Below are 24,799 nucleotides of genomic sequence, written 5' to 3'. Positions count from 1 at the left end.
GGGTGAGGACTGGTGGTTCAACGTGCGTGCGTCGAACACCGAGCCGCTGCTGCGTCTGAACGTCGAGGCCCGTGACGCGGACACCCTGGCCCGTGTCCGGGACGAAGCCCTGAACCTCATCCGCGCCTGACGCCACCGGCGCAGCCGGGTCCCACTATCCGGCCCAGCGGTCCCAGCGCTCCCGCAGGGCGGGCAGCCCCGTGTAGGCGTACGCGGCGGACATCAAGGTCATGTGGTGGTGCCAGCCGGGGAAGGAGCGTCCCTCGAAGTCCAGGAGGCCGAAGTCGTCGGCCAGGACGCCGAGCCTGGCGGCTGCCCGGCCCGACCGCCGTACCAGGCGCAGCAGGTCGCCCATTCGGTGGCGGCTCATGTCGGTGAGCCACACCGCCCCGCCCGCCCGCGCCCCGGGCCCCGGCGCCGGCCCCGCAACCGGAGCCGCGAACGGTTCGCCGAACAGCCGGTACGTCTGGTGCGCGCCCCGGGCGGCCGGGTCCGGTACCCGGACCAACGCCGAGCGGATGTGCGGCCGCTGCGGCTGCCGCGGACGCGCGGCGGGGGCGGAGCCGGAGCGGGCCAGGGTCCACCGCACGGCCCTCGTCTCCGGGGCGCCCGAGCGGGTGTACGCCGTACTGACGGCGCTCGCCGCGGCACACGGGGTGGACGAGCTGATCGTCAACACGCTGACGGCCGACCCGGCCGACCGCCGGCGCTCCTACGAGCTGCTGGCCGAGACCTTCGAACTCCCGGCGGACCGCCGGGAAGCAGCCGTGACGGCCTGACACCGCGGAAGGCGTGGACCGGCGTGCGCGCGGGCGCCGCCCGACGACGCGAAGTCGCTCTGGTGGCGCCGCCTGAGGATCCCTACCATCGGATCAGGGGCGGGGGAGGGGGTGCGTTCATGGCGGCGCAGGTGGGGCGGCTGGAGCGCTTCGTGGCCTGGATGCTGCGCAACGCCGACGTGGTGGTCGCACTCTGCGTCGCGATGGGAGTGGGCTTCCTGGACATCTTCGGAGACGTCGTCAGCGACGACGTCTCCTCCGGCGCCACCCTCGTCGTCCTCGGTCTCCTGGCGACCGGCTCGATCGTGGAGCGGGTGCGCCGGCCCGCCAGCATCCACGAGGCGCTGAGCGGGACCCGCCGGGCCCTGGAGGACCTCGCGATGGTCCGCTCGCTCTCCGGCAACGAGGTCGGCGAGGCGCTGCGCAAGGCCAGGCAGCACACCAACCTCTGGTACTTCAAGGGCGGGACGGGCACCTACCTGAGGGCGGTCACGCTGCCGCTGTGCGTGGCCGCGGCCAAGGAGCAGCGCTCCCAGCTCAACGTGAAGATCGACATCGTCAATCCGGCCGACGAGCGCGCCTGCGCCGCCTACGCCCGGTTCCGGCAGATGTTCGGCGGGCAGCGCCGGGGCGACGAGGTGTGGACCACCGACCGGGTCCGCCGGGAGTCGTACGCGACCGTCCTCGCCGCCTGCTGGTACCAGCGCCAGCTGACGACCCTCGAAATCAGCGTGCACCTCTCGTCCGCCGTGCCCACCCTGCGCTTCGACCTCTCCGAGACCTGCCTCGTGATCACCCAGGACGACCAGTCCCGGGTGAACCTGCTGGTGGAGCGCGGGCAGCCGCTCTACGACTACTACGTCACCGAGTTGCACCAGAGCCGCGAGCAGGCCACCGTGCTCGATCTGCGCGTCGCGTCGCCCCTCGGCCAGGAACCCACCGTCGACGAAGTACGGACGCTGTTCGACGACCTGAGGCTCCCGCTGCCGCGCGTCTTCACCGACAGCGACATCGGCAAGATCATCGAGAAGGCCCTGCACGCGGAGGACCCCTACAGGAGGTGAGGCGCTCCGGCGCGTGCCATGGACTACGAGCTCCAAAGGACCCTTGTCTCCCTGGAGGAGATCGCCTCCGGGGACCGTGAGTTGCGTGCCGTCCGCCATCCACTCGGGTTCCTGTGCCTGCCGCTGCTGAGAGAGGGCCTGCGCGGGATCTGCGTACACCTCTTCGAGGCCGACAACCGCGCCGAGCCGGACGCCTCCCCCCTGCACGCCCACAGCTGGGAGCTGCGCAGCCGCGTGCTGTACGGCCGCGTCGCGAACGTGCCGGTGCGCACCCGGGTGGTGCGGGACGGCGAGGACGGCGCCACCCACCGGGTGTTCGAGGTGCACAGCCGCAGCGACGGCGTCGACGAGATCCGCCCCACCCCCCTGCTGGTGCGCAGCGAGCCCGGTCCCGCCCACATCAGCTCCGGCGGGGAGACCTACACCCTGCCCGCGGGGGAGTTCCACGCCACCGCCCTGGAGGGCCCGGAGCCGGCGGCCACCCTCGTGCACGGGCTGTCGGTCCCCGGCCGGCGCGACCTGTCCCTCGGGCCGCTCGACGGCCGGCCGCGCCGCACGACCCGCCGGCTGTGCGACAAGGCGCAGACCGTGCGCAGCGTCCACACCGTCCTCAGGAGGATCGATGCCCAGCAGCGGGCCTGATTTCGACCGCGAGAGGCGGGTCGCCGTCGCCGCGGCGCAGGAGGCGGGCGGCCTGCTGCGCAGGCGCTTCGGGGCGGCGTACTGCCTGCGCACGAAGGACGAGTCCGGGGACGTGCAGGTGGACCTCGACCTCGCCGCGGAGGAACTCGTCCTCGGCCGGATCCGGCGGCACTTCCCCGACGACCGGATCCTGTCGGAGGAGGCCGGCCTCCTGGACGCCCCGGGCGAACGCACCTGGCTGGTCGACCCGCTGGACGGCAGCAACAACGTCGCGATCGGACTTCCCGCCTACGCGGTCGGCATCGGGCTGTGCCTGGGCGGCGCCCCGGTGCTGGGCGTGGTGCACGAACCGGTCACCGGACTGACCTGGCACGCGGTCAGGGGCCACGGGGCGCACGGCTCCGCCGGGGCGCTGCCCGGGCCCGCCCCCGGCCTGCCGCGCCCCGGCCCCGTCGTCGCCTGGACCCAGGGATACGCCGTGCGGCGCGGTGACGTGACGGCGGTGGCCCTGCGCGGTGCCCTGGAGCTGCACTGCAGACGGGTCCTCCAGCTGTGGGCGCCGCTGCTCGGCTGGAGCCTGCTGGCGCGCGGCACCATCGACGCCTTCGTCGGCTATCGCGCCGAGGGCGTGGACCTGCCGACCGGGGCGCTCCTCGCGGCCGAGGCGGGGGTGGAGCTGCGCACGCTGTCCGGGGCGCCTTTCACGCCCGGCTTCGCCGGGGACGACTCCGGGCGCAGCTTCGTCGCGGCGCGCGGCGAGACCCTGTCGTACCTGCTGCGGGAGGTGGGCGCCGTCGCCTGAGGGCCGGCGCGCCGGCTCAGCTCGTGGCGGCCAGCGCCAGCGTCGCCGACACGGTGCCGGCCACCGAGAGGACCAGCCCCGTACCGAGGAAGCGGCGCAGCTCGATGCGGGTGCCGTGCCAGCGGCACCGCTCGAACCACAGCAGGGTCGCCAGCGAGGCCCACGGCGTGACGACCGGGCCGACGTTGACCCCGACGAGCAGCGCCAGCAGCTGGTGGTGGTTGGCCTCGGGGACGGCCGCCTCGCCCGCCATGTACGCCGGCAGGTTGTTGAGCACGTTGGAGAAGCCCGCACCGACCGAGGCCGACCGCAGCATCCCGACGAAGCCGTTGTCCGAGCCCATCGCCGCGGCCAGCAGGTCGTGCAGCCCGTGCGCGTTGACGGCCTCCACGACCAGGAACATGCCCGGGACCAGCACGAGCAGCCGCCACGGGACCAGGGACAGGCGCAGCGCCCCGCGGTCGCGGACCGCGAAGGCCACCACCACGACCAGCGCGGCCGCCATCGACGCGGACCACAGCGGTACGTCGGCCAGGAGCAGCGCCACCAGGAAGCCGCCGCACGCCAGCGCCGACACCCGGAACAGCACCCGGTCCTTGGGGCGCGGCGGCGCCGGGGGCGCGTAGCTGACCGCGCCGCGCCGTCCCGGGCGCCAGTAGAAGCCCCACAGGCAGGCCATCGTCACGGCCACGGCGGCCAGCTGAGGCGCCCACATGGTGGCGGCCATCTCCGACGGGGCCAGCGCCACCCGGTCCGCGGCGAGCAGGTTCGTCAGGTTCGACACGGGGAGCAGCAGGCTCGCCGTGTTGGCCAGCCACACCGTGGTCATCGCCAGCGGTACGGGCGCGATGCCCACCCGGGCCGCCAGCGCCAGCATCACCGGTGTCAGCAGGACCGCCGTCGTGTCCAGGTTCAAGGTGATCGTCGTGACGGAGGCGAAGGCGACGCAGAGACAGAAGAGCAGCGCGTAGTTGCCGCGGCCCACCCGCGCCACCCAGGTGGCGACCACGTCGAAGACCTCCGCCCTGCCGGTCAGCTCGGCGAGGACGATGACGGTGGCCAGGAAGACCACCAGCGGCCCGATGCGTTCCATGACGTCCCCGGCGGGCGCGCGCGGCAGCAGACCGGTGACGACGCAGAGCACACCGAGTGCGAGCAGCCCGCCGGCCAGCCAGTCGAGGGGATGCAGACGCCTGAGGAGAGACACGGCGAACAGCGTCGCACAGACCCGCGCCGGGCCGGCAGGCGGTCCCGGCGGGATCCGGACACGCCCGCGCGGGCACGGGCTCCCGCCCTACCATGGTCCCATGACGACGGACGGGCAATTCGGGGTGCCGGTACGGGAGTTCGACTTCTTCATCAGCTACTCGCCGGCGGACGAGCAGTGGGCCGCATGGATCGCCTGGACCCTGGAGGAAGCCGGCTACCGCACGGTCGTGCAGGCCTGGGACTTCGTACCGGGAACCAACTTCATCGACTTCATGGACCGCGGCGTCAGCGAGTCCGTCGCGGTGATCGCCGTCCTGTCGCGCCACTACGAACGGTCCACCTACGGTCGCATGGAGTGGCAGGCAGCGCTCCGGGCCTCCCCCGAGTCACCCGAACGACGCCTCCTGACCGTCCGGGTCGACGAGATGCCGATCGAGGGGCTCCTCGCCACGATCACCTACGTCGACCTGGTGGGCGTCGCCGACACCGACACCGCCCGCTCCCTGCTGCTCACCCGGGTCGGACAGGCCGTCGACGGGCACGCCCGCCCCGGCCGCCGCCCCGGCTACCCCGGCAGCGCCACGGGCGGCGGCTCGGGCGGTGTCCGCCTCCCCGAGCAGGCCCACCCGGGCCGGCTGCGGCCGAGCGCGCTCGCCGGCCCCGGCTGGGCGGGCCGCCGCCGTCCCGCCCGGGCACCCCTCTACCCGCAGGCCGCCCCGGCCGGCACCGCCGGCAACGGCCACGACGCCGTGACCGTCCTGCACCTGGCCGGCCCCGATTTCGGGCGGGGCCGCGAACCCGACTCGCTCAGCCGCCAGATCCGCGGCGACCTCATCATGCTCCGGGACGCGGGAGCACCGTCCCCCGACCTCATGGTGGTCACCGGCGACCTCACCGCCTCCGGCAGCCCCCGCGAGTGCGACCAGGCCCTCAGCTTCCTCACCACCCTGCGGTCCCAGCTCGACCTGCCGCCCCAGCGGGTGATGGTCGTACCGGGCGCGCAGGACGTGAACCAGGCCGCCTCCCAGGCGTACTTCCACACCTGCGAGGCCGACGAAGTGGCACCGCAGCCGCCGTACTGGCCCAAATGGCGCCACTACACCCGGCTGTTCCGCGGCCTCTACCAGGGGCTGGACACCGTCTTCGACAGCGACCAGCCCTGGACCCTCTTCCCGGTGCCCGAACTGAGCACCGTCGTCGCCGGATTCAACTCCTCCATCGCCTACAGCCACCGCCCCGAGGAGCAGTACGGCTTCATCGGCCGCGACCAGGCCGCCTGGTTCGCCGAAGCCATGCGCCGCTACGAGGAAGAGGGCTGGCTGCGCATCGGCGCGCTGCGCCACCCGCTCACCGACGGCCGCCGCCCCGGCGACGCGGTCGGCGGCCCCGGCGGACTGCGGGACGCCGACACCCTCGCCCGGCTCGCCGCCCCACGGCTGCACCTGCTGCTGCACGGCCCGACCGGCGGCCCGCGCACCCTGTCCGCCGCCCCCGGCCACAGCCGGCTCACCGGACCCGCAGGCGGGCTGCCGCTCTTCGGCTCCGCCGCCCCCGCCCGCTTCCAGCTGCTGCAGGTCACCGCCGAAGCCGTCACCCGCTGGGACGACCGCATCACGTCCGAAGCCGAGCGGTTCCCCGGTGAATGGCGCCACACCCGCCGCGTCTTCCCCGTCCCCGAACTGCCCCCCGTGATCAACGTCGAGCACGCCCAGGGCCGGGCCCCCCTCGACGACCCCGCCGCCGCGCTCGCCGAACGCGTCAAGGAGATCTGCCGGGTGCGCAGGGCGGGCGTGCGGCTGCGCGACGTACCGCGCCGCGAGCCGGCCGACATGGTCCAGATCATGGCCACCTGGCAGGAGCAGGAGGACGACGTCGTCCAGCAGCAGCGCATCGCCGTCCACCCCGGCACGCCCACCGAGGAGGAGCTCGACCGGTTCGTCGGCCAGGTGCACGCCACCGACTCCGGTTCCGAGGCCGTCATCGTCTACGGGGGCGACGCGCCGCCCGGCGGGCTGCGCCACCGGGCGGCCGGCCACGGCGTACGCGTCAGGGTGCGCAGCTTCATCGAGTTCCAGGGTCTGCTCGACCTGCGCGGCTACGTCACCGCGCAGACGGCCCGGCTGGCCGGCAGCGAGCAGTACGCCCCGGGCCTGTACCTGCCCCAGCGCTACCGCGACGCGGACCGCCCCGACGGGCAGGAACGCGACGGCCTCGTCGAGGAGCTCCTGGAACTCCTGGAGTCCGACCACGGCCGCTTCGTCCTGCTCCTCGGCGACTTCGGACACGGCAAGACCTTCGCCCTGCGCGAGCTGGCCCGCCGCATCCCCGAACAGCTCCCGCACCTGACACCGCTGCTGATCCCGCTCAACACGCTCGACCGGGCGCACAGCCTCGAAGGGCTCGTCGCCGCCCACCTCGCCGGCCACGGCGTCGACACCATCGACCTGCGGGCCCTGCGCTACATGCTCGCCCAGGGCCGCGTCGTCCTGCTCTTCGACGGCTTCGACGAACTGGTCCACCGGGTCAGCTACGACCGCGCCGCCGACCACCTCCAGGTCCTCCTCGACGCCGCCGTCGACAACGCCAAGATCGTCGTCAGCAGCCGCACCCAGCACTTCAAGTCGCACGCCCAGGTCCTCACCGCGCTCGGCGAGCGCGTAGGGCTCCTGCCGCAGCGCCGCGTCCTGTCCGTCGAGGGCTTCACCCCGGCGCAGATCCGCTCCTACCTCGTCCGCGGCTACGGCGACGAACACGCCGCCGACCAGCGCTACCAGCTCCTGCGCAACATCCCCGACCTGCTGATGCTCTGCCGCAACCCGCGGCTGCTCTCCTTCGTCGCCGACCTCAGCCAGGACCAGCTGCGCGCCGTCGCCGGAGCGGGCCGCGCCCTCAGCCCGGCACGGCTGTACGAGGACGTGTTCACCTCCTGGCTCGCCTACGAGGAGACCCGCGGCCAGGGCGGGCCCGGCGCCCCGCCCGGGCTCACCGCCGGTGAACTGTGGGCGGCGGTGACCGCGCTGGCCTGGCGGCTGTGGGAGAGCGGCCGCAGCGCCCTGCGCCTGGACGAACTCACCGAGACCGTCGCCGCCACCCTCAGCGAACTCACCGAGTCCCCGCTCACCCCGTCCGAACGGGCCCAGGCGGTCGGCGCGGGCAGCCTGCTGGTCCGCAGCTCCGACGGCGTCTTCCAGTTCATCCACGGCTCCGTCGTCGAATGGCTCGTGGCGCGCGAAGCCGCCCGCCAGCTCGACCGCGGCCGCCACACCCTGCTCGTCGCACGCCCGCTCAGCCAGCTCGCCGTCGAGTTCTTCTGCGACCTCGCCGACCACGAACTGTGCGCCCGGTGGGTGCGCGAGGTCCTCGACTCACCCGGCCGCGGGGTCAGCGACGCCGCCCGCGCGAACGCCGTCCGCATCAGCGACCGGCTGCGGGTGCCGGCCAACGCGGACCTGCGCGGCGCCAGACTGGCCGGCGAGGACCTCTCGCACCGCGACTTCTGCGGCGTCGACCTCTCCGACGCCGATCTGACGGACACCCGCCTGATCGGCGCCAACCTCTCCGGAGCCCTGCTGCGGGGCACCCGGCTGACCGGCGCCCGCCTCGACCGGGCCGACCTGAGCGGGGCCGACCTGAGCGGCGCGAACCTCAGCCGGGCCCGTCTGACCCGGGCCGACCTGCGGGGCGCCGAGCTGACCGGCAGCCGCTGGCACCGGGCCGCGCTCATCGACGTCGCCATGGACGACGCGGTGCGGGCGGCCCCGGAACTGGGGACCGCCGCGATCGCCCCCGGGATGCCGGTGGACGCCGGGTTCCGGCCGTCCGCGGTCGGGGTCCCGTACGGCTTCGGCATGCGCACCAGCCGCCTGCCCGAACCGATCGCCTACAGCGCCGACGGTGAACTCCTTGCCGTCGGCAGCGAGGACGGCTCCATCCTCGTCTGCGGCGCCGACGACGGCCTGGCGGTGCGCACCCTCCAGGGGCACGAAGGACGCGTCTACGCGGTGAAGTTCCGCCCGGACGTCATCGCCACCGGCGGATCCGACGGCACCGTACGCCTCTGGGACCCGGTCACCGGCGCCTGCCGCCACACCCTGGAGATCCATCCCGACGGGGTGTGGCCCGTCTCCTTCGACGAGGCCGGCACGCTCCTCGCCACCGGCGACAGCGAAGGCCTGGTCACCGTCTGGGACGTGGCCACCGGCCGGCCCGCCCACCGGCTGCCCGGCCACACCGCGCCCGTCTACACCGCCGTCCACAGCCGGGACGGCATGCTGCTCACCGGCGACGCGTCCGCGAGGGTACGGCTCTGGGACCTGGACACCGGGACGTGCGTCCGGGAGATCGACGGACACCAAGGGGCCGTCTACCGCGCCCGGTTCAGCCCCGACGGCACCCTCTTCGCCACCGCGGACCGGGGCGCGGGCGGCCGGGGCGGCACGGTGCGGATCTGGCGGACGTCCGACGCCAGGCTTCTGCACGAGTTCACCGGACACACCGGCCGCGTGTACGTCCTCGACTTCCACCCCGCGGGCAACCTCCTCGCCAGTGGCTGCACCGACGGCCAGGTCCGGCTCTGGGACCCGGTCGTCGGCACCCCCGCCGGTGTCCTCGAACGCGGCACCGGCGCCGTCTACCAGGTGCTGTTCGGCGACGACGGCAACCTCCTCGCCGCCTGCGACAGCAACGGCGCCGTCCGGCTGTGGACGGTCACCGGGGGCCCGCACGGCCACACCATCGCCCTCCACGCACAGCAGCCCGCCCCCCACCGCGGCACCGCCTGGGCGTGCGCGTTCCGCCCCGGCGACAGCCAGCTGCTCACCGTCGGCAACGACGGCGGCGCACGGATCTGGGACTCCGCCACCGGCCAGGGCAAGCGCATCCTGCGCGGACACGGCCGCAGGATCAGCGGCGTCGCCTTCAGCGCGGACGGCTCCCAGCTGGCGACCGCCGGCAACGACGGCGTCGTACGGCTCTGGGACACGCGCACCGGGCGGCGCACGGAGGAGCTGCTCGGCCGCGGCGACCGGCTGGTCTCGGCGGCGTTCAGCCCCGTCGAACCCCTCCTGGCCACGGCCAGCAACGACGGGGACATGTACCTGTGGGACCCGGTGGGCGGCCACTACCTGCGCGAACTCGACGCCGAGACCGAGCACGTGTGGGCGGAGGCCTTCAACGCCGACGGCACCCTGCTCGCCACCGCCAACGACGACGACTCCGTCCACGTCTGGTTCCGCCCGACCGGTTCACCCGTGTCGAACCTGACCGGACACCGCGGCCGGGTCCGCTCCATCGCCTTCCGCTCGGACGGCGACCTGCTGGCCACCGGCTGCGACGACAGCGTCGTACGGGTGTGGGAGGCCAGGAGCGGCCGCCTGGTGGAGGAGCTCGGCGGCGGCGCCGGCCACGCGGACCGGGTGTACGGCGTCGCCTACGGCCAGGACAGCGCCTGGCTGGCGAGCGCGAGCTGGGACGGCACCGCCGTCGTCTGGCGCGACGGCGAGGCGCGCCTGCGTCTGCGGGGCCGCGGCGGACGGCTTTGGGCCGTGGCCGCCCACCCGCGCCGTCCGCTGCTGGCCGCGGCGGGCGACGACCGGGCGGTCGCCCTGTGGGACGCCGACACGGGCGAGCGGGTCACCGACCTCGTCGGCCACACCGGCCGGGTGCTCTCCCTCGCCTTCTCCCCGGACGGCACCACCCTGGCCAGCGGCGCCGAGGACGGCACCGTACGGCTCTGGAACATCCCGGCGGACGGGGAACCGCCGTCGCTGCGCGCGACGCTGATGGGCATGGCGGACGGATGGGCGGCGCTGACACCGGCCGGCGGCTACAAGTACGAGGGCGACGTGGCCGGCGAGTTCTGGCACGTGGTGGGCATGTCCCGGTTCACGCCGGGGGAGCTCGACGAATACCTGCCGGGCATCCACCGGCTGCCGCTCGGCGAGGAACTCTGACGCGCCGGACCGGCCGCCCCGCGACTCAGCCGAGGTCCGAGGCGGTCGGCACGACCACCCCGTAGAGGTCGGCGATGGTGGCGAGGGCACCGTGGTGGACCTGCTCGGCCGGCAGCCCGGCGACCGCCGACCGCAGCGGCCGGGTCGCGCAGGCGTCGGCGACCACGGTGGGCCGGTTGCCGCGCAGGAAGGCGCCCTCCGCGGTGAAGGTCACGCACATGTGGGTCATGAACCCGACGACGATGACGTGCTCGTTGCCCGCGGCGTCGAGGAGCTCGCCCAGGTCGGTGCCGACGAACGCGTTGGGGGCGGCCGTCTTGACGACGACGCTCTCGCCGTCGAGCGGAGCCACCCGGGGATGGATCCGGCCGATGTCCTCACGGACGTCGTAGGGGGTGCCCGCGCCGCCGTCGTGCTGCACGTGGACGATCTTCGTGCCGGCGGCCCGGGCGCGGGCCAGCAGGTCGGCCGCGGCGTCGAGGGCGGCCTCCCACCCCGTCAGCTCCAGCACACCGCGGGTGTAGGTGTTCTGGTAGTCGACCAGGATCAGCGTCGCCTCCGCCAGCGAAGCCGGGGTCTGGTCGAGGCCGTTGAGCTCGCGCAGGGTGGTCGTGGTCACGGGCGTGGTCACGGGCGTGGTCACGGGCGTGGTCACGGACGTGGTCATGGAGGTGCCCCCCTCGGGCATGGTGTCGGACGGTTCCGGCCGCATCGTGCGCCGGCCGTGCAATGAACGCTATGAGCCCCCGGTAGTGTCTGCAATGTCATCCGACTTGCAGAAACAGACATGCCCGCGAGGGTCTGCCGCCTCCCGGCCCACCGAACGGAGAACCCGTGAGCAGCGCCGCACGGTTCGTGGTCGTCCTCCTCTTCGACGGCGTGGACCTGCTCGACGTCACCGGCCCGCCGGAGGTCTTCGCCCTCCTGCGCCGCGAAGTGGGCGACGCCGAGGGCTACGACGTCGTCCTGGCGGCCGAGACCGCGGACCCCGTCACCACCTCCGCCGGGGTCCGGATCCTGCCCGACACGACCTTCACGGAGCTGGAGCTGTCCGGCAGGGGTATCGACACCCTGCTGGTCCCGGGCTCGGTCGAGATCGACGACAGCGGCCGGGCACGCGCCGTCGCCGACCCCGCCGTCGTCGACCGGGTGAAGGCACTCGCCGGCCGGACCCGGCGGGTCGCGTCCGTCTGCGTCGGGGCCCACATCCTCGCCGAGGCCGGACTCCTCGACGGCCGGCGCGCCACCACCCACTGGTCGACCGCGCAGCAGCTCGCCGCCGACCACCCCGCGGTCGAGGTCGACGCCGACCCGATCTTCATCCGCGACCGCGACGTGTGGACCGGCGCGGGCATCAGCGCCTGCCTCGACCTGTCCCTCGCCCTCGTCGCCGACGACTTCGGCGAGAGCGTCGCCCTGCGCGTCGCCCGGCAGCTCGTGATGTACCTCAAGCGGCCGAGCGGACAGAGCCAGTTCAGCGTCCCCCTGGAACCCCTGTCCGCCACACGGCGCACGGAGGACCTCCGCCACTACGTCACGCGCAACATCACCGGACGGCTCTGCGTCGCCGACCTCGCCGAGTACGCCCACGTCAGCGAACGGCAGCTCACCCGCATCTTCAAGACGGAACTGGGCACGACCCCGGCCGCCTACATCGAATCGGCCCGCGTCGAGGTGGCGCGCAACCAGCTCGAATCCACCGACGCCACCCTCGACCGCATCGCGTCCGCCTGCGGCTTCAACACCACCGACACCCTCATCCGGGCCTTCCGACGCACCCTCGACACGACCCCCACCGAATACCGGAACCGCTTCCGCTCCCCGGTCCGCTGAAGAGCGCACACCCATACGGGCCACCCGTGCATCCGTCCTGCCCGCGATCGTGGAAGAGATCAGGGAACCAGAACCACCCCGGTCGACGGCGGAACGGAGCACCTCCATGACCGACACGCAAGGCCACCCGGCCCAGCCCCCCGGCCGGCTGCCGCCTGGTTCGCTGTGCCTGGTCACCGGCGCCACCGGCTACATCGGCGGCCGGCTCGTCCCCGAGCTGCTCAAGGCGGGTCACCGCGTCCGGTGCCTCGCCCGCACCCCCGAGAAACTGCGCGACCACCCCTGGGCGGGGCAGGCCGAGATCGTCCGCGGCGACGTCACCGACGCCGGCTCGCTCGCCGCGGCCCTGCAGGGCGTCGACGTCGCCTACTACCTCGTGCACGCCCTGGGCAGCGGGCGCGGCTTCGAGGAGACCGACCGCAGGGCCGCGCGCACCTTCGCCGACCAGGCCCGCGCCGCGGGCGTACGCCGCATCGTCTACCTCGGCGGGCTCATCCCGCGCGGGGTCCCCGACCGCGACCTCTCGCCCCACCTGCGCTCCCGCGCCGAGGTCGGCCGCATCCTCCTCGACTCCGGGGTGCCCACCACCGTGCTCCGCGCCGCCGTCATCATCGGCTCCGGCTCGGCGTCCTTCGAGATGCTCCGCTACCTCACCGAGCGGCTGCCCGTGATGGTCACGCCCAGCTGGGTGCGCACCCGCATCCAGCCCATCGCCGTCCGCGACGTGCTGCGCTACCTGGTCGGCAGCGCCACGATGCCCGCCGACGTCAGTCGCGCCTTCGACATCGGCGGCCCGGAAGTCGTCACCTACCTCGACATGATGCGCCGCTACGCCGAGATCGACGGGCTGCCCCGGCGGCTGATCCTGCCCGTGCCGGTCCTCACACCGCGCCTGTCCAGCCACTGGGTCGGCCTGGTCACCCCCGTGCCCCGGTCCATCGCCCGCCCGCTCGCGGAATCCCTCAAGTACGAGGTCGTCTGCGACGAGCACGACATCGCCGACTGGGTGCCCGATCCGCCCGGCACCCCGATCTCCTTCGACAGGGCGCTCTCGCTCGCCCTGCAGAAGGTCCGCGACGCGCAGGTCGACACCCGCTGGTCCTCGGCCTCCGTGCCCGGCACGCCCAGCGACCCGCTGCCCACCGACCCCGACTGGGCCGGCGGCAGCCTCTACACCGACGTCCGCGAGCGCACCGTCGACGCCCCGCCCCAGGCGCTGTGGCGGGTCGTGGAGGGCATCGGCGGCGAGAACGGATGGTACTCCTTCCCGGTCGCCTGGGCCGTCCGCGGCTGGCTCGACCGCCTCATCGGGGGCGTCGGACTGCGCCGGGGCCGGCGCGACGCCACACTCCTGCGCATCGGTGACTCCCTGGACTTCTGGCGGGTCGAGGAGATCGAACGCGGGCGGCTGCTCAGACTCCGCGCCGAGATGCGGCTCCCCGGCCTCGCCTGGCTGGAGATGTACGCCGAGCTCGACGACGAGGGCCGCACCCGGTACCGGCAGCGGGCCCTCTTCCACCCCCGGGGCCTGGCCGGACACGCCTACTGGTGGAGCGTCTCGCCCTTCCACGCCCTCGTCTTCGGCGGCATGGCCCGCAACATCGCGCGCACGGCGGAAGCGGCAGCCGGCGGCCCCACCCCAGGAGCGAAGCCATGAGCGCCTCGGTCGTCCTGTTCACCTCGGACCTACGGATCCACGACCATCCGCCGCTGCGTGCCGCGCTGGGCCCGGGCAACGAGACCGTCCCGCTCTTCGTCCGCGACCCGGCGGTGGACCAGGCCGGTTTCGCGCCGCCGAACCGCCTCGCGTTCCTCGCGGACTGCCTCGCCGACCTCGACCAGGGGCTGCGCCGGCGGGGCGGCCGGCTCGTCGTCCGCTCGGGCGACCCGGTCGAGGAAGTGTGCGCCGTCGTACGGGAGGCCGACGCCGACGAGGTGCACATGGCCGCCGGGTGCAGTGGCTTCGCCCTGCGGCGCGAGCAGCGGCTGCGCCGCGCCCTGGAGGCCGACGGCCGTCGCCTGTACGTCCACGACGCGGTCGTCACGGCCCTGCCGGCCGGCGCCGTGACACCGAACGGATCCGATCACTTCGCCGTGTTCACCCCGTACTTCAGACGCTGGTCGGCAGAGCGGCTGCGCCCGCCGCTCGCGGCCCCGCGCGCGGTCCGGGTGCCGCCCGGCATCCGCTCCGAGGCCCTCCCCGCCCGGCCGGCCGCCGGAGCCGTCTCGGCGGGCCTGGCGACCGGGGGCGAGGAAGAGGGCCGCAAGCGGCTCGCGTACTGGCTCGACCGGCACGCCGACGCCTACGAGGAGGGACACGACGACCTCGCCGCGGACACCACCTCCCGCCTCTCCCCGTACTTCCACTTCGGCGCGCTGTCGGCCGCCGAGGCCGTGCACCGCGCCCGCGACCGGGGCGGAGCGGGCGCCGAGGCCTTCGTACGGCAGCTCTGCTGGCGCGACTTCCACCACCAGCTCCTCGCCGCCCGTCCCGCCGTCGCCGACGCCGACTACCGCAGCCGGGCCGACCGGTGGCGGCGCGGCCGGCACGCGGAGGCCGACCTGCGGGCCTGGCAGGACGGCCGTACCGGCTATCCCGTCGTGGACGCGGCCATGCGGCAACTCGCCCACGAGGGCTGGATGCCCGGCCGGGGCCGGCTGCTCACCGCCTCCTTCCTGACCAAGACGCTCTACATCGACTGGCGCGCCGGAGCCCGACACTTCCTGGACCTGCTGGTCGACGGGGACGTCGCCAACAACCAGCTCAACTGGCAGTGGATGGCCGGTACCGGCACCGACAGCCGCCCCAACCGGGTCCTCAACCCGGTGATCCAGGGCAAGCGGTACGACCCGGAGGGCGCGTACGTACGCCGGTGGGTGCCCGAACTCGCCGGGCTGCGGGGCCCCCGGATCCACGAGCCGTGGAAGCTGGACGCCCCCGAACGGGCCCGGTACGACGGCTATCCCGATCCGCTGATCGAACTCCCTGACGGGCTGGCCCGCTTCCGCAGGGCCCGCGGTCAGGACTGACCCGCGGCCGCCGTGTCGCACAGCCCGCGCAACAGGGCCAGGGCGTCCCGCAGTCCGCCGGGCCGCAGCGTGCCCGGGGCGAGGGGCTGACCGGCCCAGCCCGGGCCCGCCGGCAGCACGGCGGGCCGGGCGCGGGCGCCCCGGACGCCCCACACGGTGTCGGCGACGTGCCGGGCCAGCGGAGGGTTCGCGGTCGACCGGGCCTGGGACCACAGCACGACCGCGGCGGGACCGGTCCGGCGTACCGCCTGGTCGAGCGCCTCGGGCGGCACGGCCGGCCCGAACATGAGCGTGGGCAGGCCCAGTTCGGCCAGCCCCGCGGCCAGCGCCTCCAGCGCCAGGGTGTGCTGCTCGCCCGGCACGCAGGCGAGCAGCACCGGGGGTACGCCCGCCCTCGCCCCGGACGGCGGGGGCCCGGCGGCGCGGCGCAGTGCGCTCGACACGTGCCAGGACAGCAGGTGCTCGACCTCGACGTACCGGTCGCCCGAGGTCTCCCACTTGCGGCCCACGGCGTGCAGGGTCGGCGCCATCACCTCCTCCCAGGCGGCGACCAGGCCGTACTCGGCGACCACGGAGGCCAGCATGTCGTCCACGGCCCAGGCGTCGAGGCGCACCGCGGCCCGCCCGAGCCCGCGGCACTCCTGCCGTACGGCGCCCAGGGGCAGGCCGTTGCCCGAACCGGGCCCGCGGGCCGGCCGGGGGAGCGGTTCCCCATCGGCGGGCGGGGCGGGCGGAGCGGGCGGGGCGGGCGCCGGACCGGCGAGGGCGGCCCGCGCGGCCTCCGCGGGCGGGATCCCCGACGAGGTCAGCCGACACATCTCGTGCAGGACGGCGACGTCCTCGGGGGTCCACCGCCGGTGGCGGCCGTCCTCGCGGGCGGCCGGTCCGATTCCGTAGCGCCGGTCCCAGGAACGCAGCGTCGTCGGGGCGACCCCCAGCCGGCGGGCCACCGCCCCCGTGGTCAAGCCGTGTGCAGACTCCGTCATGAGTCCATGATGCGACGCACAACCGATGCGAGTGGTGCCGAAGCGCGCACGGGCCGGAATCTGGAGGGGCCCGGCCCCCGCACTCCACGGGGCGCGCCCGTCCGAGGAGCAGCCGCCATGACCCTGAGCGCCGCCGTCCAGCCGTCCCCCGTGACCGGGGACGGACTCCTCGACCACGAGGTCGCCGAGGGCTTCGTACGGGGCGACGAGCAGTGCCTGACCGTCGCGTACCGTCGCTGGGGCGGCCTCGTCCAGGCCCTGGCGGCCCGTAGCCTCGGCGATCCCCGGGAGGCCGAGGACGTCAGCCAGCAGGTCTTCCTGGCCGCCTGGCGCGGCCGGGCCGGCTACCGGCCGGAGCGCGGCGCCTTCCCCGGCTGGCTCGTCGGCATCACCCGGCGGAAGATCGCCGACGCGCTCGCGGACCGCACCCGGAGGCTCGCCCTGGTCACCGCGGCCGGCGCCGCCCTGCCCCCGCCGGACGAGCCCGCGGTCGGCCCCGAAGCCGTCCTGGACAGGCTGCTGATCACCGGGGAGCTGGCGAAACTGCCCGGCCCGCAGCGGGAGGTGCTGGCCATGGCCTTCTTCGGGGACCTCACCCAGACCCAGATCGCCGAGCGCACCGGGATGCCGCTCGGCACCGTGAAGAGCCACACCCGGCGGGGCCTGCACCGGATGCGCCACCGCTTCACCGCCGCGGCCCCGGCGGGGTGCCCCTAGGTTCTGCCGAGGGTGCGAAAATACGGGCGAGGCGTACGGCGGAGGGAGCAGCGGTGGCGGAGACGGACGACCGGGTGCCCGGCCCGGCGCCGGTACGGGTGGACGGGCGGACCGAGCGCGGCCGCCGCACCCGGGACAAGATCGTGGACGCGTTGCTCGACCTGCTGGACGAGGGCGTCGTGGAGTTCCCGGCCGAGCGGGTCGCCGAACGCGCGGGTGTCTCGCGCCGGCTGGTCTTCCACCACTTCGCCGACATGTCCGAGCTGGTGGACCTCGCGATCACCCGGCGGCTGGAGCAACTGGCCGAGCAGATCAGGCCGTTGCCCGTGACCGGGCCCCGCCGGGTCCGGGTGGAGGCACTGGCCGAACAGCGGGCGCGGATCCTGGAGTGGATCACCCCGGCGCGGCTGACGCTGATGCGGATCGACCACCCGTCGCCGCGCATCCAGCAGGTCACGGACGAGGCGTTCGCGGACGCGCGGCGCAAGGTCGCGGAGATCTTCGCGGAGGAGCTCGGCCGCCTGGACGAGAACCGGGCGGCCGAACTCCTCGACGGTCTGGACGCGGTCACCACCTGGGGGGCGTGGCACCACTGGCGCTCCGGCGGGAAGAGCCCGCAGCAGGCGCGCGCGGCGATGGAGGCCACCGTGCTGAACCTGCTGGCGGCGGGCGATCACCCGCGCGGATGAGCGGCGGGCCCTCGACAAGCCCTCAGACCTGGCGGACGTCCTCGGCCCGCGCGGTCACCGTCACACCGTCCGCGCCCACCGACACGCCCGCGGGCCGCAGGCCCAGGGGCAGCTCGGGCAGGGTCCGGGTCTGCCGGGCGAGCGCCTGCGCGATGAGCGGGCTGGCCGGGTCCAGGGTCCGGCCGGCCATCGAGGCGGCCGTCGGGCGCAGCGAGACGACGCCGTCGTGGAGTTCGACGCCCGCCGTCAGGACCACGGGCGCGCCCAGCACGCTGCGGCGGATGAGGAGCTGGCCGTTGCCGGCGTCGGAGATCCGGGTGTCGCCGTCCGGTCCGTCGCCCAGGGAGGAGTACGGGGCGGTGAAGCGGGCCGATGCCGAGTCCGCCTTGAAGCCGTCGCCCTCGCGGGTGACGTTGTCGAGGGTGACGTCGGCCTTGACCCGGCTGCCGCGGTCGGTCGTCGCGTCGGCCCGCACCCGTACCTCGGGGTAGGTGTCGCGGGCGGCCTGGAGGAGGAACGGCAGCCCCTCGATGGACACGTCAGGGCGTCCCGCGAGGTTGGTCTGACGCTCGCTGATCCGGTCCGCGAGCCGCCCCTCGGCCAGGCCGCGGGCGACCGAGTCGGTGACGGGCAGCGCGAGCAGCAGTACGCCGGCCAGTCCGGCCGCGAGCAGGACGCGGCGGCGTCCGGACCGGGGCGGCCGGGCGGCGGGCCGGGCCGGGCGGCGGCCCGCGGTGTCGCCGGGCCGTGCGGTGGTGCGGGGGAGCATACGGAACCTCACCGGGTGGGAAGGGGACTGGTGGCGGTGGAATCGCCGGGTCCGCCGGCCGCGGGAGCGGCGACGGTACCGGGCCGTTCGGCCGGCAGGGTGTGGGCGCTGCCCTCGATGTCGAGCTCCGGCAGGATCCGGTCGAGACGGCGGGGCAGCCACCAGCCGCGGTCCCCGAGCAGCGCCATGGTGGTGGGGACCAGCAGCCCGCGTACGACGGTGACGTCGAGGGCGACGGCCGCCGCGAGCCCGGTGCCGAACATCTTCACCACGGGGTCGTCCGAGAGCAGGTACGCGAGGAAGACGCTCACCATGATCAGTGCGGCGGAGGTGATGATCCGGCCCGTCGAGGCGAGGCCCGCGACCACCGCCTGCCGGCTGTCGCCGCTCGCCAGCCACTTCTCGCGCACCGAGGTCAGGAGGAACACCTCGTAGTCCATGGAGAGCCCGAAGAGGACGGCGAACATCAGCAGCGGTACGTAGCCGGGCACGGGCACCGGGCCTTCCAGGCCGATCAGTTCCGCGCCCCAGCCCCACTGGAACACCGCGGTCAGCACCCCGTACGCGGCGGCCACCGACAGCAGGTTCAGCACGGCGGCCTTGAGCGCGAGGAGCGGCGAGCGGAAGGCCGCCAGGAGCAGCAGTCCGGCCACGAGCACCACGGTCCCGATCACGGCGGGCAGCCGGTGCGCGAGGCGGTCGTTGAGGTCGGTGACGGCGGCCGCGGCCCCGCCGACGTGTGCCGTCCCCGCCCCGTCGGCGGTGGCAGCGGGCAGGGTGTCGCCGCGCAGGGTGTCGACCAGCCGGGCGGTCGCCGGGTCGCCGGGGCCGGTGGCGGGCGTGACCTGCCAGCGGACGGTGCGGCCGTCGGAGGTGAGCTGCGGCGGACTCACTGATGCCACGCCGGGGGTGGCGGCCAGGGCGGTCGACACCTTGGCCACGCGGGCGTCCTGCGGGCCGGCGGCGGGCGCGGCCAGCGTGTCGGTCACCTGGAGGGGGCCGTTGACGCCGGGCCCGAACGCGTCCGAGAGCTGTTCGTAGGCGGTGCGGCTGGCCGAGCCGGCGGGCTTGTCGCCGGCGTCGAGCTGCCCGAAGGACAGCTGGGTGGCGGGAGCGGCGAGCAGCAGGAGCAGGGCGAGGCCGGCGAGCAGGTGGCGCCAGGGCCGGGCCGTGACGCGTTCGGCGATCCGCTGCCAGCCGCGGCCGGCGGGGGCGGGCGCGTCCGTCCCGTCCGGTGCGGTGGCGCCCTCTTCCCGGGCGGCGCCGAGGAACCGGGCCAGCAGGCTCAGCAGGGCGGGCAGCAGCGTGAGGGTCGCGGCCACGGCGACGAGCACCGCGACCGCGGGCGCCAGCGCCAGGGCCCGCAGCAGCGGCAGCCCGCCCAGCGCGAGCCCGGCCAGCGCCGCGATCACGGCGCAACCGGCGAAGGCGGAGGCCTTCCCGGCGGTGGCCGTGGCCAGGGCGGCGGCCTCGGCGGCCGGCACGCCCCGGCCGCGGAACTCCCGGAACCGGGTGAGGCAGAACAGCGTGTAGTCGATGCCCACGCCGAGGCCGATCATCGCGGCGATGGTGGTGCCGGAGGACGGCATGTCCACGAGGTGCCCGGCCAGGCCGATGGCGGCCAGCGACGCGACCAGCCCGGTGACCCCGATGACCAGGGGCAGCCCGGCCGCGGCCGCCTTCCGGAAGCCGACGAAGAGGATCACGGCGGCGGCCGCGAGGCCGATGAGCTCGCTGTGTCCGGTGTCCGGCCGGTCCACGGCGGCCGCCAGGTCGCCGCCCGGGGTGACCTGGATCCCGGCGGCTTCGGCCGGTCCGGCCGCGTCGGTGATCCGCTGCGACAGTTCGGGGGTGATGTCCCGGCCGGTGACGTCGAGGCCCACGGTGAGGTAGGCGGTGTGCCCGTCGCGGCTCATCGCGGCGGCGCCGGCGCGTTCGTAGGGCGAGGTGACGCTCACGACGTGCGGCACCTCGGCGATGGCCCGGGCGCTGCGCTCGACGGCCTCCCGGGTGCCTTCGCCGGTCAGGACCGGGCCGCCGGGTCCGGTGCGCAGGACGAGGGGCTGGTTGCCGGAGGCCGGGCCGGGGAAGGCCGCCGCCGCCGTGTCGAGCGCGGCCTGGCTGTCACTGCCCGGGATGGTCACCGCCTCGCTGGTCACACGGCCGTACGCCATGACGGCGCCTCCGAGCACGAGGAGCAGCAACAGCCAGGCCCCGATCACCCGTCTCGGCCGACGGGCGCACCAGCGCCCCAGCGTCAGGAACATCCCGGCCTCCATGATCCGATGACAACATATTGCACTCACCGTGCAGTTTTACGCTTGCACTTCGAGTGCAAGAATGTCAATCGGACGAGGAAGCGGCGCCGCAGGTCCGGTCCTCCTCCGGCAGCTTCCCGGTGGCCAGATAGGCGTTGACCCCGTCGTCGACACAGGCGTTGCCGTACTCGCCGTACAGCCCGTGCCGGTTGGCGTCCTCCAGGGTGATCAGCCTCGAACTCGGCAGCAGCCCGTGGAGCCCGACGCTGCTGCGGTACGTGGTGCGGGGGTCCCCGGTGGCCGCGACGATCAGCACGGCGGCGTCCCGGCGGACCCGGGTGCGCTCCTCGCGCGGCCGGTCCCAGAAGGCGCACGGGTTGACGTTGTTGGTGAGCGGCCCGAACAGCGGGTGCGCGGCCCGGCTGCGCTCGATGTCGCGCCAGTAGACCTCGGGATCGCGCGGAGCGCCGACGTCCCCGCAGATGATCGCCGCCTGGACGCCGCCGGTCGCCGCCTGCTCACCGGTCAGGACGTACCGCAGCAGCTGGACGAAGTCCGGCGACAGCGGCGCGGGCCGGCCCTGCGCCGCCTTCGCCAGCGCCGACACCTGCTCGGCGAGGGCGGTCCGCGCCCTGTCGGTGTCGTCCGCGATCCCCATGAAGAGGAGCAGCGGGACCTGGGTGTCGTCGAGCCGGAAGACGTCGGGGGCGGCGCCGACGGTCAGCGGGCCCCGTGCCGACGCCGCGACGATCCCCTCGACGGTGGCGAGGACCTCGGCGCGGGTGCGGCCCAGCCCGTGGGTGTCGTGGCGGTCGGCGGCCCAGTCGGCCCAGTCCGCGAGCGCCCGTTCGTTCTCGGGCTCGGCGCCCTGCATCAGCCGGGCCTTGTAGTCGCCGGGGGCGACGGCCCCGTCGAGGACGACCCGGTCGTAGCGGCCGGGGAACATCTGCGTGTAGACCGTGCCCAGATAGGTGCCGTAGGAGTAGCCCAGGTAGGAGATCCGGCGTTCGCCGAGCGCGGCGCGGATGACGTCCATGTCGCGGGCGGTGTTGCGGGTGCTGATGTGGGGCAGCACCGATGCGCCGGCGGCGCGGCACCTGCCGGCCAGGTCCTTCTGGAGGGCGACCTGGCGCTCGAAGCCGGCCCGGCCGGAGCCTGCCGAGAACCACGCCGTGCCGACCGGCCAGCCGCAGTCCAGCGGGGTGCTGCGGCCGACGAAGCGCGGGTCGAAGCCGACGATGTCGTAGCGCGCGCCGACCTCCTTCATCGCCTCGCGGACGTGCGGCGGGGACTCGACGGCGGTGCCGCCGGGGCCGCCGTAGTTGATGAGGACGGCGCCGATGCGCCGACGGGTGTCGGTGGCCTTGAGCCGGGAGACCGCGACGGTGATCGTGCGGCCGCGGGGGTCCGTGTAGTCCAGCGGGACGGTCACGTCGGCGCAGCTCGCGCCGGACCGGTCCAGGTCGCGGCCCGCCGCGTCGTCCGGGCCCTTGACGCAGCTGCCCCAGTCGAGGCGCTGGCGGTGGTAGCGGTCGAGCCCGTCACCGGCGCCCTGTGCGGGGGCGGGCGGCGCGGCCGGAGCGGGCGGAGCGGGCGGCGGCGCCGCGTACGCCACCGGGACGCAGGCGGCCACCACGATCGCGGCCAGGGCCGGTGCGACCGCGTACCACCGCCCCCGCCCCGGCCCCGGGCCTGGGCTGTGTCCGCAACGTCCCGCCTGCCCGGCGGGGTCACTCCCTAAGGGCTCGCACTTCGCGCCGTGTTGTCCGTGTGTCACGTGTGTCATACACGTGGACGCTAGGTGCGGGGGAGGTGTCCCCTCACTACGGCTGTCCCCCGAACCGGAGTACGGCTGTCCCCCGGCCCGCCCGTTCAGTGCGGGAGCCGCACCGACACGTAAGGCTCCAGCGCCCGCAGGAAGTCGGGCGCGTCGAACATCGCACCGGCCGACGCGACCCCCGTGGTCCGCGTGCGCCCGGACAGCACGCGTTCGAGGGCCTCCACCACCAGGGGCGCGGTGACCGCGTAGATGTCCCGGCCGCGGGCCGTTGCCCGGCGCTCGACGCCTCCCGAAGCCACCACCACGTCCACGACGAACGTCTGGTCCGACCGCCCCAGGTCGTCGGCCGGTTCAGGCGCCGGGGTGTCCTCGGCGGCCAGGTCCCTCGCGGCTTCGACGGTCATGTACGTACGGACCTCCGGCACCGCCAGGTGGCTGGGCACGGTGACGGCGTCGGCCATGGTGAACTCCGCGATCACCGACCGCCGGCCCAGCGGCTCCGGGAATGCCCAGTCCTGCTCCACCACCGCGTCGTCGTGGTACCGCAGCGCGCCGTCCGCGAAGCGCACGCGGCGCCCCGCGCGGCGCTCGTGGGACACCCGGCCCGCCGCCCGGGTGCCGGACGTCGGGTGCCAGCTGCTCAACCCGTAGGCGACGTGAGCGATTTCCGCGGAGGTCCACTCGCCCATCGCCGCCGTCACCAGCAGGTCGCCCAGCCCGCCGAAGAACGCCATCGCGGGCACCACGGGCGTGCCGGCCGCGGCGGCCGCCCGCTCGTGGCCGGCGAACGTCGCGACGTTCGCCTCCAGTTCCGCCGCGACGTCCAGGTACGGGATCCCCGCCCGCAGGGCCGCCTCGACGACCGGACCCGCCGTCACCGCGAACGGCCCGGCGCAGTTGATCACGGCCGCCGCGCCGGCCAGGGCCCGGTCCAGCGAACCGGCGTCGTCGACGGTCGCGGGGCGCACCTCCACGTCCCCCCACTCCGCGGCCAGTGCCTCCAGCCGGGACGCGTCCCGGCCCGAGACGACGGCGGCGAATCCGCGCCGTCGCAGTTCGGCGACGACGAACCGGCCGGTGTGTCCGGTCGCCCCGTAGACCACCACTGCCGCTGTACCCATGGTTCCCCCTGCTCTCGACGTGCCGACGGGCCCAGTCTCGCCGTGGCAGGAGCCCGGCCGTGATGGTCCGGAACGACGCCGCCCGTACACTTTCGGACATGCCGACCGTCGTGCTCCCCACCGCCGGTGACCTCCTGCACTTCGAACTGGGCGTCGCCTACGAGATCTTCGGCAACCCGCCGCGCGAGGCGACGGACGGCTGGTACGACGTACAGCTCTGCGGGCCCGGCCCGGTGCGGGTCGGCCCGTTCACGGTCGAACCCGACCACGGGCTCGACCGGGTGGCCGCCGCCGACACCGTGATCGTGCCCGCCTGCGCCGACGTGGACGTGCCCCCGCCGCCCGAACTCGTCGACGCCGTCCGCGCCGCCCACGAGGCCGGAGCCCGCGTCGCCTCCCTGTGCACCGGGGCGTTCGTGCTCGGCGCCGCCGGCCTGCTCGACGGCCGGCGGGCCACCACCCACTGGGCGCACGCCGCGGAACTCGCGGCACGCCACCCGCTGGCCCTCGTCGACCCGGACGTGCTCTACACGGACAACGGCAGCGTCCTCACCGCCGCGGGCAAGGCCGCAGCCGTGGACCTCTGCCTGCACCTGGTCCACCTCGACCACGGCGCCGCCGTCGCCAACGCCGTCGCCCGCCGCCTGGTCATGTCGCCGCACCGCCCCGGCGGCCAGGCCCAGTTCGTGGGCACCCCCGTCCAGGCCGGCGGCGACCACCGGCTCGCCGACCTGCTCGCCTGGGCCCAGCAGCGGCTCGACCGGCCACTGACCGTCACCGACATGGCGCGCGAGGCGCACACGAGCCCCCGCAACCTCGGACGGCAGTTCCGGTCGGTGGTCGGCCAGACCCCGATGCAGTGGCTCCTCACCCAGCGCGTGCGCCGCGCCCAGGAGCTGCTGGAGGCCACCGACGAGAGCGTCGAGGCCGTCGCCCTCGCCACCGGCATGGGCACCTCGACCACGCTGCGCCGCCAGTTCAAACGGATGGTCGGAGTCCCGCCCGCCGCCTACCGGCACTCGTTCCGCGGCTCCGGCCCCGCCTGAAGCGGGCCCGCAGCCCGTCCGACCGCCGCCCGAGACCCCCGCGGGCGGTGAAATCGGGCCTCGGCCGACGACCGACCGTCCGGGACGTGCCTTACTGACGTGCACCTGCTGGGGCAAAATGCC

At 74.8% G+C, this 24,799-nt stretch carries 20 protein-coding genes; 12 read left to right on the top strand and 8 right to left on the bottom strand.

The genetic code is table 11. The features are described from left to right. Positions 1-130 (top strand): hypothetical protein (locus IG86_RS41830; protein ID WP_157854966.1); only part of this gene is annotated, 130 nt, incomplete at its 5' end. Between the two features lie 24 nt (positions 131-154). Here the strand turns inward: IG86_RS41830 and IG86_RS0134880 are convergent. Then, positions 155-370 carry a hypothetical protein gene (locus tag IG86_RS0134880; RefSeq protein WP_157854965.1) on the bottom strand — a complete coding sequence of 72 codons (216 nt, stop codon included), beginning with the start codon at positions 368-370 and terminating at the stop codon, positions 155-157. Positions 371-374: 4 nt separating this feature from the next. On the opposite strand from IG86_RS0134880, the gene IG86_RS0134875 reads away from it, so the two are divergent. The 4 genes from IG86_RS0134875 to IG86_RS0134860 all read left to right on the top strand — a co-directional run bounded on the left by IG86_RS0134875 (position 375) and on the right by IG86_RS0134860 (position 3,287). Continuing rightward, on the top strand, positions 375-779 hold the full coding sequence (locus IG86_RS0134875; RefSeq protein WP_167751185.1) for a hypothetical protein: 405 nt from the start codon (positions 375-377) through the stop codon (positions 777-779). A 119-nt stretch (positions 780-898) separates the two neighbouring features. Continuing rightward, a complete protein-coding gene (locus IG86_RS0134870; protein ID WP_030832298.1) occupies positions 899-1,843 on the top strand; it encodes a hypothetical protein in 945 nt (314 codons plus the stop codon). An 18-nt stretch (positions 1,844-1,861) separates the two neighbouring features. Further along, entirely contained in the window at positions 1,862-2,485 is a 624-nt protein-coding gene (locus tag IG86_RS0134865) for a hypothetical protein (RefSeq protein ID WP_030832294.1), read from the top strand. Further along, positions 2,466-3,287 carry an inositol monophosphatase family protein gene (locus IG86_RS0134860; protein WP_030832291.1) on the top strand — a complete coding sequence of 274 codons (822 nt, stop codon included), beginning with the start codon at positions 2,466-2,468 and terminating at the stop codon, positions 3,285-3,287. The genes IG86_RS0134865 and IG86_RS0134860 overlap by 20 nt, the downstream gene beginning before the upstream one ends. Before the next feature lie 16 nt (positions 3,288-3,303). On the opposite strand, the gene IG86_RS0134855 is transcribed toward IG86_RS0134860, so the two are convergent. Beyond that, positions 3,304-4,494, bottom strand: a complete 1,191-nt coding sequence (locus IG86_RS0134855; RefSeq protein ID WP_030902265.1) for an SLC13 family permease — start codon at positions 4,492-4,494, stop codon at positions 3,304-3,306. 100 nt (positions 4,495-4,594) lie between these two features. Here IG86_RS0134855 and IG86_RS0134850 point away from each other — a divergent pair, with 100 nt between their 5' ends. After that, a complete protein-coding gene (locus IG86_RS0134850; RefSeq protein WP_030902263.1) occupies positions 4,595-10,447 on the top strand; it encodes a WD40 domain-containing protein in 5,853 nt (1,950 codons plus the stop codon). 25 nt (positions 10,448-10,472) lie between these two features. Here IG86_RS0134850 and IG86_RS0134845 read toward each other — a convergent pair whose 3' ends face one another. Continuing rightward, positions 10,473-11,066: a cysteine hydrolase family protein gene (locus IG86_RS0134845; protein ID WP_030832282.1), complete on the bottom strand. Its 594-nt coding sequence runs from the start codon at positions 11,064-11,066 to the stop codon at positions 10,473-10,475. A gap of 215 nt (positions 11,067-11,281) precedes the next feature. Between IG86_RS0134845 and IG86_RS0134840 the strand changes: the two genes are divergently transcribed. The 3 genes from IG86_RS0134840 (at position 11,282) to IG86_RS0134830 (ending at position 15,310) form a co-directional block, all read left to right on the top strand. After that, positions 11,282-12,280: a GlxA family transcriptional regulator gene (locus IG86_RS0134840; RefSeq protein WP_030902261.1), complete on the top strand. Its 999-nt coding sequence runs from the start codon at positions 11,282-11,284 to the stop codon at positions 12,278-12,280. Positions 12,281-12,386: 106 nt separating this feature from the next. Next, complete coding sequence (locus tag IG86_RS0134835; RefSeq protein ID WP_051785573.1) at positions 12,387-13,937, top strand: SDR family oxidoreductase; 1,551 nt, start codon at positions 12,387-12,389, stop codon at positions 13,935-13,937. Next, on the top strand, positions 13,934-15,310 hold the full coding sequence (locus IG86_RS0134830) for a cryptochrome/photolyase family protein (RefSeq protein WP_030902257.1): 1,377 nt from the start codon (positions 13,934-13,936) through the stop codon (positions 15,308-15,310). The genes IG86_RS0134835 and IG86_RS0134830 overlap by 4 nt, the downstream gene beginning before the upstream one ends. Here the strand turns inward: IG86_RS0134830 and IG86_RS0134825 are convergent. After that, a complete protein-coding gene (locus IG86_RS0134825) occupies positions 15,301-16,296 on the bottom strand; it encodes a MerR family transcriptional regulator (protein ID WP_030902255.1) in 996 nt (331 codons plus the stop codon). The genes IG86_RS0134830 and IG86_RS0134825 overlap by 10 nt on opposite strands. A gap of 117 nt (positions 16,297-16,413) precedes the next feature. Between IG86_RS0134825 and IG86_RS0134820 the strand changes: the two genes are divergently transcribed. Beyond that, positions 16,414-17,013, top strand: a complete 600-nt coding sequence (locus IG86_RS0134820) for a sigma-70 family RNA polymerase sigma factor (RefSeq protein ID WP_030902252.1) — start codon at positions 16,414-16,416, stop codon at positions 17,011-17,013. Between the two features lie 53 nt (positions 17,014-17,066). Further along, positions 17,067-17,702 carry a TetR/AcrR family transcriptional regulator gene (locus IG86_RS0134815; protein WP_045936826.1) on the top strand — a complete coding sequence of 212 codons (636 nt, stop codon included), beginning with the start codon at positions 17,067-17,069 and terminating at the stop codon, positions 17,700-17,702. A 22-nt stretch (positions 17,703-17,724) separates the two neighbouring features. Here IG86_RS0134815 and IG86_RS0134810 read toward each other — a convergent pair whose 3' ends face one another. The 4 genes from IG86_RS0134810 to IG86_RS0134795 form a co-directional block, all read right to left on the bottom strand. Further along, positions 17,725-18,471 carry an LmeA family phospholipid-binding protein gene (locus IG86_RS0134810; RefSeq protein ID WP_051785572.1) on the bottom strand — a complete coding sequence of 249 codons (747 nt, stop codon included), beginning with the start codon at positions 18,469-18,471 and terminating at the stop codon, positions 17,725-17,727. A gap of 8 nt (positions 18,472-18,479) precedes the next feature. Beyond that, positions 18,480-20,738 carry an MMPL family transporter gene (locus IG86_RS0134805; protein WP_051785571.1) on the bottom strand — a complete coding sequence of 753 codons (2,259 nt, stop codon included), beginning with the start codon at positions 20,736-20,738 and terminating at the stop codon, positions 18,480-18,482. Positions 20,739-20,814: 76 nt separating this feature from the next. Beyond that, a complete protein-coding gene (locus tag IG86_RS0134800; RefSeq protein ID WP_385872591.1) occupies positions 20,815-22,365 on the bottom strand; it encodes an alpha/beta fold hydrolase in 1,551 nt (516 codons plus the stop codon). 236 nt (positions 22,366-22,601) lie between these two features. Continuing rightward, positions 22,602-23,630 carry a saccharopine dehydrogenase NADP-binding domain-containing protein gene (locus tag IG86_RS0134795; RefSeq protein WP_030832251.1) on the bottom strand — a complete coding sequence of 343 codons (1,029 nt, stop codon included), beginning with the start codon at positions 23,628-23,630 and terminating at the stop codon, positions 22,602-22,604. 98 nt (positions 23,631-23,728) lie between these two features. Here IG86_RS0134795 and IG86_RS45210 point away from each other — a divergent pair, with 98 nt between their 5' ends. Further along, positions 23,729-24,676 carry a helix-turn-helix domain-containing protein gene (locus IG86_RS45210; RefSeq protein WP_030832248.1) on the top strand — a complete coding sequence of 316 codons (948 nt, stop codon included), beginning with the start codon at positions 23,729-23,731 and terminating at the stop codon, positions 24,674-24,676. Positions 24,677-24,799: the final 123 nt, after the last annotated feature.

Source organism: Streptomyces virginiae, assembly GCF_000720455.1.
In the GTDB taxonomy this organism is placed as follows: Bacteria; Actinomycetota; Actinomycetes; order Streptomycetales; family Streptomycetaceae; genus Streptomyces; species Streptomyces virginiae.
Note: the sequence above shows the minus strand (reverse complement) of the source record. Positions and strands in the feature narration are given on the sequence as shown.